Source organism: Marinobacter sp. EhC06 (genome assembly GCF_001650915.1).
Taxonomy (GTDB): Bacteria; Pseudomonadota; Gammaproteobacteria; order Pseudomonadales; family Oleiphilaceae; genus Marinobacter.
Window position 1 is genome coordinate 45,938 of the sequence record NZ_LXYO01000015.1, and the last position, 10,702, is coordinate 56,639.

Sequence of the window (10,702 nt, forward strand, 5' to 3'; positions counted from 1 at the left end):
TGCAAACCCAGCATGGAATTCCCTCAGCTTCTTTTGGACGATAGGTGCCGTGGTTTCATAGAGGCGGGTATGTTCAAACTCACCATGATATCTGGGCATTGTTATTACTTTGCAGATGGGGACGCCAAGATACGCGACCTTATTGTTTGCCCATATGTTAAGCAGTCAAGCCGACGGATCATGTCGCACCTGTAGAGCGATTTACTCACCGATAAGATGCTGAAATTCCAGGTACACCTCTATCTGCGTTGCAACAAACCTTGGTTCTTGCGCTTGTTTACCTCTCTGGCCATACCACTGCTCTACTTTCGACCCATCCGAGGAAATACCCAGGCCAAACTCCCACCGGGAGAGATAACAGGTTCCGCGGTCAGCCGCATAACAGTTTCCATTACCGGCTGAACAATCCAGCGCATATTCCCAGTTATCGGGACACATGCACACGGTGCCATTAGCAGCAGGCCGAAGAGCGAGCCCGGTTGCATAGCCAATGGCTTTGGCATCCAACGGTTGATAGGCGGCAAAACGTAAAGTGCCATCTTTACGTCTTTGAAACGCACCGACCAACTCGTCACCCCGCTGAATGGTTACAATATCGTTGCGGAGCAAATCCACCTCTCCGAGCTCCAGCCAAAATTTTTGCCCTTCTATGGTCACCAAGTCCATTGCCGGCTCGTTTGTAATCACTTCCGCGAGGCGTGTCACAGCGGGCGCATAATCGCGACGGGAAACCGTATTGATTTCTGTATAAAGCTGCAGCCAATACAGAAGCTCTTCAAATCCAATCTCAATCTGCCCGGACATTGCAGCTTTGATGGCAGCATGAGGCACTGGGTACCCAATGTTCGGGAGGCCGTAACTACTCATCGTTTCGGCAGACCAGTGCAGCTCACCAAATGCTTCTTTTTTCGAAGCGCCAAAGATTTCATGCAAATCGAATTCTGAGGTCACCCGGAAAGAACTTTTTTTATCCCGTCGACCAGGGTGCAACGAATGCTCAAAGTTCTTATTAAGCCAGTCATCCGTCAACTCCATGAATAAGGCAAGGCGTTCGGTACCAACAACACTGGCCAGAAGAAAGTGTTTGCTGCGATTGATCGTCTGCAGGGTATAGGCCTTATTTTGAACACCTACAGCATACGCAGCATAACAAAAAGTAAGATCAAGGCAGCGCTTTCCGCCCCCTGCGGGCTTGAGTGAATGAACCTCTATGGGCGAACAATGCCGAACGTTTTCACCAAACTCCGGACCAAGGAGCTCCATGGCGTACCACTTGCGGGGCTCTAACGTGAATCGACTCATTTATGAATCCAGCTGTGTCCGATGCATTTACAATTCCCCTTACTCATGCACGTAGGCCCAGTTCCCCAACCGCTCGAGACCACCGCCCCTCCGCGGGATATTCATGATCAGGAGCCGGATTTTTCCACCTCCGGGTGGACCTAATACGGGGTCAGGGTCATCTACACGGTTTCCAAGGGCGGTTCTATAACGGTAATTCGCATTCCCTTGGGCGTCGCGAATTCCTGAGCCTCACTGCGACCTGTCTGTCGCTTGCCGCCAGAAATCCATGACGCCTTCCGGAACATCACCGTGTCGCTTCCCTACTTCTATCACAGCCGTTCGCAGCTTTTTAGCACGCTCCGGCTGACCGCACAGGTCAAGACTGCGGATCATCCGGGTGATCCTGCGATGATTATGGTCAAAGCGATTTAACCACCGATGCTGTTGAGCATTGATGTCCAATGCCGCAACAAAGGCCCCACGTTGTTTCTCCAACCCCAGAAAAATGAGCATTCGATTCAGTGATTTTTCTTGCTGTGCGCGAAGCGTATCACTGCCTCTGAAAAAGATACGAGCTTCATCGGTGAGCACGGGGGCGAATTGGTTTACCTCATTAGATTCGGGAATGGGGAACAACCATTGGATGTAATCATGCGTGGTCTCAAGGAGAGAATCTGAAAATGCCCAAACCCCATGAATCAGTCGCCCACTATGGTCCGGCGTATCGCCCAGCGTAAATCCGATCAATTTCTCCGTGCTGGTCATCCGAGTAAACTCATGTTTATGGTTTCTAATCAATGAAGGCTTGGCGCAGCTTTGAGTTCAAGCCAAGCATGGGCAAGATTGTCGACGATTCCCCGATCTATTCGAGCGTTTGTGGATCAAGATTCTCGGCAACCTCTGACAGCAAAAGGCAATCGAGGGAGTCTGCTCAGGGTGGTTACTTCGACAATTTGTTTCCCGCTGCGCTCGCATCCTCACATGCCTGCCAGCAAACAAGACTCAAAGCGTATCCTCTGGATATTCAATATTGATGAATCGGTATTTTGAGTCCGATTCGAGCAAACCCCTGGCAACGCGCTGGACATCGGATAGCGTCACAGCCGCCAGCTCGCGCTCGTAGTGAATCAATCGCCCCCGAGTTTCAAATTCCCAGAGAGATGCAATGTAAAAGTCTGCATAGCCCTCATTGGTCTCAGGAGACTGAGCCCAACTTCTCAGAATTCCCGTCATGAAGCGCTGGAAGCTTTGATCACTTAATGATTGATCGGTGACCGACCTCAGTAGGCTCTCAAGCCGCGCGAGCGCTTTTGAGTGGGACCCCGGTTGGGTATCCGTTGCCATAGCGAACTGACCATGATGTTCGTCAGCCCAAAAATCAACCATTGGTGAATATGCGCTCCCATCGCCAATTCGCAATGCGGTGTAAACACGCTGATCAAGCCATTCTTTCAGAGCCATTAAAGGAAAATAGTCAGGGTGGCCAATCGAGGGTGTTTTAAAATAAAGACCAACTGAAGAGTCGTAGCTATAGCCCTCCCACGTACGCTGTTCTGGCCAATTTTCTGGAGCAATCTTTTGATCGGGAACCTCTCCAAGATTTTCTAACGTTGCAAGATTAGCTTTTGCCCAGTCGCGGACCTCTTCCTCCTTGATGTCGCCGACCACAACCCAAAGCATATTCTGGGGCTGATAATATCGGTCGTATGCGCTCTGAATATCCTCAAGCTCCACATCGCTTTGCTGATCGTACTGAGGACAAACTTGATGGTACTGGCGATCAATCTCAGCAAGAAATTTCGTACCGGCTGATGCCAATTCACCAGCGGTCGACGATGAGCGTTCCAGTTCCGTGGGCTCGCCCCCCATTTCTTGCCACAAAATATCGCTGGTTTTCTGCCACTGTTCCTCAGTGAATTGACCCTCCGTCAGCATCCGGCGTGTCAGCGCCATTGTCTCTTCAAGACTTGAAGGAAACGCCGCAGCCTCAAATACCGTTTCGGAGCCTGCGACGTACGCATTTGAGCTGACCCCCAATTCCCAGAAACGCTTCTCCAACTCAGCTTCCGGCATGTCGGTCAAACCGCCAAAAACCATATGTTCAAGCGCGTGCGGGATCTCCTGAGTGCCACACTCAAAATCAGACATCCCAACACCCACACGGACCTTGAAGGACACAGAACGGGCAAACTCACGGTCGAGCATCACCAACTGAAGGCCATTGTCGAAGCGGATATAGGTGGGTGAGTACAACTCAGGCGCCGAGTAATCGCCGGCATTTGCGCGCTCAACCAGCTTATTCATAGAAGGCGCAGCAGAAATCGCACTGGCGAACGACAGCATTAAACACGTGAGGTGCACCATCCTTATCGCAACTGATCGATATATCGTTCCGACGGTTGATGAAGACATTCTGCGTTACCTTTTAAACGGATGGGAATGGGTTGAGTGTACGGGTCAATTGCGACTTTACGCGTCGCATGGACAGGAGATTATTCGGTGACGACCGGATAACAAGCGTCGCCCCAAAGGGTATCTGGATGATCCATCATAATCGTGAGGATGAAGGGAACCAACTTTTCCATCAAAGCCACGCAATCCCTGATCTGGTCACGATTAACAGAGCTGTTCCAAGTGGCACCGCCGTGAATTATCTGATTCCGCAACGTGTATATCCTGGTCAAGGCAATGCCAAGAACCGTCGCGGTATCTTGACTCCCAAGCGCAGTCTGGGCCGCCACTTTGGCTCGCTCAAACTGCACCTGCCACTCCTCCTGCGAAAGTTTGCCATTGTGGTAATCCCAGAATGCCTGAAACACATAACGATTGTTCAACAGCACACGGATGCTGCGAGGAAATTCACTCCAGGCGAGGGCTTCCAACCGACGCTCTCTGTCCAATCCGCAAAGCTTCTCTAAAAAAGCCCTGAACGCTGTCCGTTCCGATGTTCTGTATTCTTCCTCGATGTCGGTGGCATACGCTGCGTTGAATGCGATCCATAAAAAGATAAAACGACCATCAAGGTCATCCTGCATTTCGGCACGTTGTAACCAACTGAGTGATCGATGGACGCGAAGACTGAGGTTTGGATGAAATTGATCTCGCTCGTTTCTGTGTCGATGCTTTAACTGTTCATAATCCATATTGCGTTCCTGCGCGTCTGATTAGTCTGATGAATCGGCACTTGAGTGAAACTGTGGTCGAAAACCGCTCTCGACAATTCGGACAACAGATTTTGGTGTCAGGACATCGACTGTATCTGGCAGCTTTTCAGGCTCAACAACCGAGTACCCACCAAAGGCCCACCTCAACACCCTTTGATTGCAGATGGCGTAACTAACCCCGTCAAAAGAAAACATGGTTTCATGCGGTAAATCCGAGATAGGGCTTCTCCATGTGACCTTTTGGTCGCCATGTAGCCCTTCCTCATGAAGAACCCCGTCCATTTGAGGCGCTCGAACAGGCTTTTCAATACGTGGATCATTCACTCTACTCCAGACATCACGAAACTCGTTGTAACGCTTGCGTCTGCATTCCGCGCAAGGGCGATGCCCCGCCGCAAAAGCAGTCACCTCATCAAGGAAGAACAGCTCTGTGTAGAAACCAGCAGACATCAATTCGCGTTGTCTGCCTTTGAACTCCAAAAGGCAGGTAATCCAGCCTTTATTTCTGAACAGGTGCTGCACCTCTTTTTTGGAATTGTGCAGAACGCCTCTGTTGCCCATAAGAGTGCCTCGAGCAGGACTGCTTTCAATCGTACCCAGTGGACTCACCCGGTTTTGTAATGGCATAGCCGACGGCTCCCTATCGTTGCTTTTTAACTTTGATCAAAATTTAAGCGTCCGAGACAGGGCAGAACTCTGCAAACGCTTTAGCTGTCGATTTCCCTTGAGCTCTGAAGAAAACCTAAGCAGTTTCTAACGAGTTTTATCCTTAAACCATCGAGCCAAGCGGTCGCCATAGTCTTTGGTACGGTCCCCAACCTCATCAATGGTTTGACGGTCGAACAGCTCACGTAGCCCCGGTCGCTCGCCCAAACAACGCGTTACAACGCGCATTTCTTCAGGGTAAAGAGATGGATGGACGCTGCAACTGGCTATCCCTCGCAACAGTTCGGAGGCGCGCCTCTCAGGAGTTGGCATTGAGATCTCGGACAACGATGAAATCCGTTTCTCGCACTCAAGGGCATTTTGTAGTGGTCAAGTTAATCCGGGGCATGTTTTTGAACTGTTGTAACTGAACTCTAGAGGACGCTAACCACACCAAAGCTGCGCCAATGCTCGGGGATCTGAATCGGTATCCACGGATGTGCCGCTCTCAAATCGAACAAATCAGGGTGTCTCTGCCACCACGCTCCACAAGATAGCAGCCATGCATCAATAATGAGGAGTCCCCGAATGTATTTCTCCTTTCGCAGAAGCCATTTAGAGGCGCCTAAGACGACGATCCGACTTCTGCAGGAGAGATAAAGGCCGAATCGGGCCCAGTTGCCACTGGGGCTAACTGCGGATATGTTTAACAGGCTATCTGCCAATCAGACCGGGGAGCGCTTATCCAAGACGGCGAGAGAAGTTCAGAAACCGCAACACTTGCCGGCGTCGACCTGGCCTGGCAAAGCAAACGCAACCCGACGGCAATAGCCGCAGGTTCGCTTTCCGGCCGCAAGTTGAAAATTGCTTCCGTTCACGAGCAGCTCTATACAGCTAATGCAGTCCTAGAGACCCTGACAAACGTTCCCAATCTTCGGGGGATCGCAATTGATGCGCCGCTGATTATCAAAAACCAATCCGGCCAACGTGATTGCGAGAAGGCCATCGGCCGTGAATACGGGTCCCGACATGCGTCCTGCCACACCTCAAACTTAACCAAGTTCCCGGATTCCGATGCGGCATTGCTTTCGGAGCGCCTTGTCGCCGAGGGCTTTACTCACCTGGGCTCCACAAGCGAGTGCTGGCAAATTGAGTGTTACCCGCATCCAGCACTCATAGAGCTGTTTAAGCTGCCTATGCGCCTACCCTACAAACGTGGACGCGTTGGTGAGAAAAGGTCGGGGCAAGCCACCCTGGCTCGACTTCTCTCGAGCTTATCGGGCGAGGGCTATTTAACCTTGGAAGTACCGGAAGGCTTCCGCCATTACTTCGATCCCGATTATATCGCTCAGCTTAAAGGTAAAGCACTCAAGCACAACGAGGACGTACTGGACTCTGTAATTTGTCTGATAGTCGCTGCGTTTTACCAGCTTGGGATGCAGGATAGGGTTTTCGGTTCGGCGGGGGACGGTTACATTTACGTACCTGAGGTTGAACAGTTGCCGTAAACTCACCCCCATTTCCTTAAAGTCTGCGGGCGTGTGCTCTTCTGCAAATAAGGCTGCAACGCCGCACTTTTATGAATGTCAGCATTAAGTGGAAAGTGGGCGTTTTGTCTTTTAAAGGAAGTGGAATGGACAAGCTAAGAAAGACCTACGCGGCAATCAAAGAGATTCTCGGAGACAACACCGAGCCACTGGATTCAGTGGAGCTGGTTGAAGCCTACCGTCAATACTTTAAACCCGAAAAAGTCAGGTTTCTGCTCCTTGCCGAATCCCATGTATTTACCAACGATTTGGAGAGACAAATCCCCTTGCAGTCTGTTCGCGGTCTTGAGGGATATCCTCAGCAATATGCTCGATTCGTCTATTGCTTGGGGTACGGCGAAAAACAACTGACTAACTCAGTAGATCACCCAAAACGCGACGGCACACCGCAGTTCTGGAAAATCTTCTTCAGTTGCTGCAACCCGATTTCCTCCCCTGACGATTTCCACCCCATCCTGGGTAAAACACCTGCCAACCAGAGACTCCGCAACAAGATTGAAACCCTGAAACAGATGAAGAGACGGGGAATCTGGCTTGTCGATGCAAGCATCGTCGCGCTCTATCAAGATGGGAAAAAGATCCCGAACATGTTCGATGCTCTAGAGACATCCTGGCATTCTTACACACGGGATATCGTGATATCAGCCCAACCGGACCATGTCATATGTATTGGAAAAGGCGTGGCGAACGTTGTCGAGCCCGATTTTAAAAGGCATTTTCCTTCGGCGTATACAGTCATTGCACAGCCCAACGCCTTTTTATCGTCTGCAGAACACTTTGAAAATTACAAATCTTACAGCCGGATTTGCTCCCGCGATAGATCCTCGAGTAATCCGGAATAGCTTCCGCCAAGCAATTTAATACGTCGTCGATATTACGGGTGTTATTTCGTTTTCAGCATCTGTGAAAACAGAATGACGCCGTTGACCGCTACAAACCAACTCATCAGCGCGAACCCATACCCGAACCAAAGAATGGCCTTGATGACGGAATCCCCAAAACGGTCTGCCTTGCGGGCGCGTTCCAGTTGGCGCGGATCAACCGAGAAAAATCCTCTCCCGAGCCCGGCTGGCTTTCGGCGATACTTGGAATACTTACGTTTATGCATGGCCAGAGACTCCTCTGTCATCCAGGATTAATCGAAAAGATAACTCATGATCGAGCCGGCAAAGCCGGTCGATACTTCGACTGCGATAAGGGCAAAAGGAATTACCCAGTAATCGCCACTGAGGACTGCCCAAAGCATCACAAGACCCGCACCACCAATCGCCATTTGAGGAAAAGACATCGTTCTCACCTGATTCAGCTTTAAGTGAAGGCTAGGTTATAGGGCTTAAACGACAGATGGTGTCGCTTTCAGAAAAGAAGCTTTTTCTAGATTAAAAAACGCTGAGTGAATATCTGGGCATTGTTATTCATTTTCAGATGAGGACGCCAAGATACCCGACCTTGTTGTTTGCCCATATGTTAAGCAGTCAAGCCGACAGATCATGTCGCACCTGTAGAGTGATTTACTCATAGATAAGATGCTGGAATTCCAGGCACCCCCCTATCTGCATCGCAACAAACCGTGGTTCTTGCGCTTGTTTACCTCTCTGGCCACACCACTGCTCTACTTTCGACACATCCGAGGAAATACCCAGGCCAAACTCCCACTAAAAGAGATAACAGGCTCCGATGTAAGCCGCTCAATAATTATGGACGCCGGCCAGAGTCACAGAACCTTCAAGTCGCAAGTCGAGCACGGTGGATTCAGGCAGACCATTCAATCGCTCCAGCAACTGCTCCAGATCAGACTGTACCGCCAGGATTTCTCGCCACTGGTGCCACTGATATCTCCCAACGGGAATAGTGGTTACGGCAGGAGCTGCACCAGATTCAGAGACGTCAACGATAAGGGCATTCCCTGCATCATTATTTCGAAACCGTTCAGGCTCTGGCGTCCCGCTGTACCAAGTGCGCTCGTTGATCTGTTTGGTACCGTGCCAGTCGCCCAAGGCAAGATAATCCAGCTTGCTGGCTTTGGCACGGTCGGGTGCTATAGGGTTGGTGGAATCAATATCGTCGGACAGCAAACCCTGAACACTGCCGTGAGCCAGGCCGATTCTGACAAACTCTTCCGGCGACTCTAAGCCATTAAAAGGCTCGGTCAGATCTTCGTAGGTGTTTCGCTGTGTCAGCGGTGCACAGAGCACGCTGAGTTTCTGAAGTTCCAAATCAATAACGCCGGGTTCGAGGGCCAAATTTACGTTTTCAGGCACTGCACCCAGGCGCCGTTCCCGGGTCCAGACGCTCTCTGCCAGAGCCGCATCGTGGTTACCTGGCAACATGACCCATGGCCCGGGAAACGCTGTTGTCGCGTTAAATACCCGGCGAATGGTGCGGTCGGAAACGGTTTGGGCATCGAAGACATCACCAGCAACAAGAACCGCATCGCACTTGTTTTCGTTGGCCAGCCGAGCAAGCGTTTCGATAGCCTCAAACCGTGCTTCGACCAAAGCTGCGCCGTCCTCTGTTTCGAAACGGGTAAATGCCCGGCCCATTTGCCAGTCTGCTGTGTGCAGAAGTTTTGGCATTCCATGTCCCTGAAAATTCGAATTGTTCGCGCCATTCTAGACGACATGCAGACACTGTATAGGCAAGAGGCGACAAATGACGTCGCAAAGATCAATAGAAAAAATGAAAATTTAATCAAGCGTCGCTGAGCAAGTCGATCTGCTGTCTGATGATTGAAGTTGCCCCTTCAAGCCATTCACTGAAATGCCTGCATTCAAAAGGAAGGGATCACATCTCTTCCCTTCGATGCTCTCAGCCGTTGTAGACTAATGAATATCCACTCGCGACCGTGTTTAGTGCGCTCGGAAAAACCAAGGGAGCAAAAACGTGATTCGTCAGAAAATAAAAGTCTTGGCTTGCTACTGCTTTGTTTTGGCCACGCCCCATTTATCGCATGCCGCAAGCTTTAACTGTGACGGGACTCTCAATCAAATTGAAACGCTTATATGCGAGTCAGATGTACTTAGTGCTTTGGACGAGGCACTTATATCCCAATACGAGATGACCAAAACCATTACCTATGAGCCTGCCCTGAAACGAGACCAAATAGCTTGGATAAAAAAGAAGCAAAGAAAGTGCAAATCGGAGGAATGCCTCGTTGAAGCTTATCTCGAGCGCATTCACACACTGCGATTCTGGGATCGTGGAACAAAAGTGGAAAGCCGTTGGCTGGGGCACTATGAGAAAAAACACAGTGTTCCCATATACAACTCGGCTCGCCGAGACTGGGAGGATTCTACAGAAGTTGTTGATATCCTCTCGTTGAGCGCGCCACAGCCAGACGGGACTATAAAAACGTTGGTGCACACGGTAACGACGAATGGTCATTCTTGTACACTCAACGGACTTGGAAGAATCAAGGGAAGTGAAATTGTTGTCGGCAGAGATTTGGACGGCACTCCACTTAACGACGATTGCGAACTAAAAATCAAGTTTTCGGAGGGGCAGATAACGCTTTTGGACCCCGACTATTCATGCAAATCAACGTCTTGCGGCATGAGAGCCGCCTTCCACGACATAACTTTTTCCAGGTTCGACAAAACAAACAAAGAACCTATCGCAGATATCTTTATACCGTGGCGATAAGCTAACCGCCCCTGAGCAAAGGCTCACGACTTGTGTGTGGGCTGGCCTTTGCCTAGGAGGGCGGTGTGGAGATTGATTTTTTGCACAATCACCAGATTTGTGTGTAAGCGGGCATCTTAATCCTGCTTATCGAGAGCTATGAAATTAAGGTGAAAAATTTCTGTGAGAGTGTATATCGAGAATTGAATCGATTTCATTATCTCGATTTTGTCTGCTTACAGCCCTTATCGGACTGGTTTCTCTCACGACCCACTCACTACAAATCGCCCCCCACTCAATCATGGCGATTCGGCTCAATTTGATGCTCGATTCAACAAAGGAATTGGAGAGTTTGACATGAAAACGCCTAGCTATCTGACTTGGCTAAGATCCGGGGCGGAGTCTGTCAACGTAGATGTCGCGTTTAAGTCATCAGCTCTT

10 protein-coding genes and 1 pseudogene are annotated in these 10,702 nt (G+C 50.2%); 3 read left to right on the forward strand and 8 right to left on the reverse strand.

Annotated features, from left to right (window positions below; genetic code table 11):
• Positions 1–201: 201 nt before the first annotated feature.
• The 5 genes from A8B84_RS09460 to A8B84_RS09480 form a co-directional block, all read right to left on the reverse strand.
• Positions 202–1,302: a hypothetical protein gene (locus A8B84_RS09460; RefSeq protein WP_138103069.1), complete on the reverse strand. Its 1,101-nt coding sequence runs from the start codon at positions 1,300–1,302 to the stop codon at positions 202–204.
• Between the two features lie 231 nt (positions 1,303–1,533).
• Positions 1,534–2,049, reverse strand: a complete 516-nt coding sequence (locus A8B84_RS09465) for an opioid growth factor receptor-related protein (protein ID WP_064227892.1) — start codon at positions 2,047–2,049, stop codon at positions 1,534–1,536.
• A gap of 237 nt (positions 2,050–2,286) precedes the next feature.
• On the reverse strand, positions 2,287–3,696 hold the full coding sequence (locus A8B84_RS09470) for a M16 family metallopeptidase (RefSeq protein WP_082905128.1): 1,410 nt from the start codon (positions 3,694–3,696) through the stop codon (positions 2,287–2,289).
• An 80-nt stretch (positions 3,697–3,776) separates the two neighbouring features.
• Positions 3,777–4,427, reverse strand: coding sequence for a HEPN domain-containing protein (locus tag A8B84_RS09475; protein ID WP_064227894.1), 651 nt, complete (start codon positions 4,425–4,427; stop codon positions 3,777–3,779).
• A 21-nt stretch (positions 4,428–4,448) separates the two neighbouring features.
• The gene (locus A8B84_RS09480) at positions 4,449–5,075 is read right to left on the reverse strand and encodes a hypothetical protein (protein ID WP_064227895.1); all 627 of its coding nucleotides are present in this window, start codon (positions 5,073–5,075) and stop codon (positions 4,449–4,451) included.
• An 812-nt stretch (positions 5,076–5,887) separates the two neighbouring features.
• Between A8B84_RS09480 and A8B84_RS09485 the strand changes: the two genes are divergently transcribed.
• Together A8B84_RS09485 and A8B84_RS09490 are read left to right on the forward strand one after the other, a co-directional pair.
• Positions 5,888–6,601 (forward strand): DUF429 domain-containing protein, encoded by a 714-nt coding sequence (locus A8B84_RS09485; RefSeq protein ID WP_227512701.1) that lies wholly within the window; start codon positions 5,888–5,890, stop codon positions 6,599–6,601.
• 125 nt (positions 6,602–6,726) lie between these two features.
• Complete coding sequence (locus A8B84_RS09490; RefSeq protein ID WP_064227897.1) at positions 6,727–7,482, forward strand: hypothetical protein; 756 nt, start codon at positions 6,727–6,729, stop codon at positions 7,480–7,482.
• 41 nt (positions 7,483–7,523) lie between these two features.
• Here A8B84_RS09490 and A8B84_RS09495 read toward each other — a convergent pair whose 3' ends face one another.
• From A8B84_RS09495 to A8B84_RS09500, 3 genes and pseudogenes are all read right to left on the reverse strand, one after another.
• Positions 7,524–7,748 carry a hypothetical protein gene (locus tag A8B84_RS09495; RefSeq protein ID WP_064227898.1) on the reverse strand — a complete coding sequence of 75 codons (225 nt, stop codon included), beginning with the start codon at positions 7,746–7,748 and terminating at the stop codon, positions 7,524–7,526.
• Positions 7,749–7,775: 27 nt separating this feature from the next.
• Positions 7,776–7,928, reverse strand: a complete 153-nt coding sequence (locus A8B84_RS21590; RefSeq protein ID WP_161487080.1) for a hypothetical protein — start codon at positions 7,926–7,928, stop codon at positions 7,776–7,778.
• 415 nt (positions 7,929–8,343) lie between these two features.
• Positions 8,344–9,216 (reverse strand): annotated as a pseudogene (locus A8B84_RS09500) (metallophosphoesterase family protein); the annotation flags it as partial.
• Between the two features lie 307 nt (positions 9,217–9,523).
• Here A8B84_RS09500 and A8B84_RS09505 point away from each other — a divergent pair.
• On the forward strand, positions 9,524–10,282 hold the full coding sequence (locus A8B84_RS09505) for a lysozyme inhibitor LprI family protein (RefSeq protein ID WP_064227899.1): 759 nt from the start codon (positions 9,524–9,526) through the stop codon (positions 10,280–10,282).
• The last annotated feature ends 420 nt before the right edge of the window (positions 10,283–10,702 follow it).

What these genes read in the sequence shown, in the direction of transcription:
- A8B84_RS21590 (WP_161487080.1), bottom strand. Translation starts at nt 7,928, where the DNA reads ATGTCTTTTCCTCAAATGGCGATTGGTGGTGCGGGTCTTGTGATGCTT.
- A8B84_RS09470 (WP_082905128.1), bottom strand. Translation starts at nt 3,696, where the DNA reads ATGTCTTCATCAACCGTCGGAACGATATATCGATCAGTTGCGATAAGG.
- A8B84_RS09475 (WP_064227894.1), bottom strand. Translation starts at nt 4,427, where the DNA reads ATGGATTATGAACAGTTAAAGCATCGACACAGAAACGAGCGAGATCAA.
- A8B84_RS09490 (WP_064227897.1), top strand. Translation starts at nt 6,727, where the DNA reads ATGGACAAGCTAAGAAAGACCTACGCGGCAATCAAAGAGATTCTCGGA.
- A8B84_RS09465 (WP_064227892.1), bottom strand. Translation starts at nt 2,049, where the DNA reads ATGACCAGCACGGAGAAATTGATCGGATTTACGCTGGGCGATACGCCG.
- A8B84_RS09480 (WP_064227895.1), bottom strand. Translation starts at nt 5,075, where the DNA reads ATGCCATTACAAAACCGGGTGAGTCCACTGGGTACGATTGAAAGCAGT.
- A8B84_RS09460 (WP_138103069.1), bottom strand. Translation starts at nt 1,302, where the DNA reads ATGAGTCGATTCACGTTAGAGCCCCGCAAGTGGTACGCCATGGAGCTC.
- A8B84_RS09495 (WP_064227898.1), bottom strand. Translation starts at nt 7,748, where the DNA reads ATGCATAAACGTAAGTATTCCAAGTATCGCCGAAAGCCAGCCGGGCTC.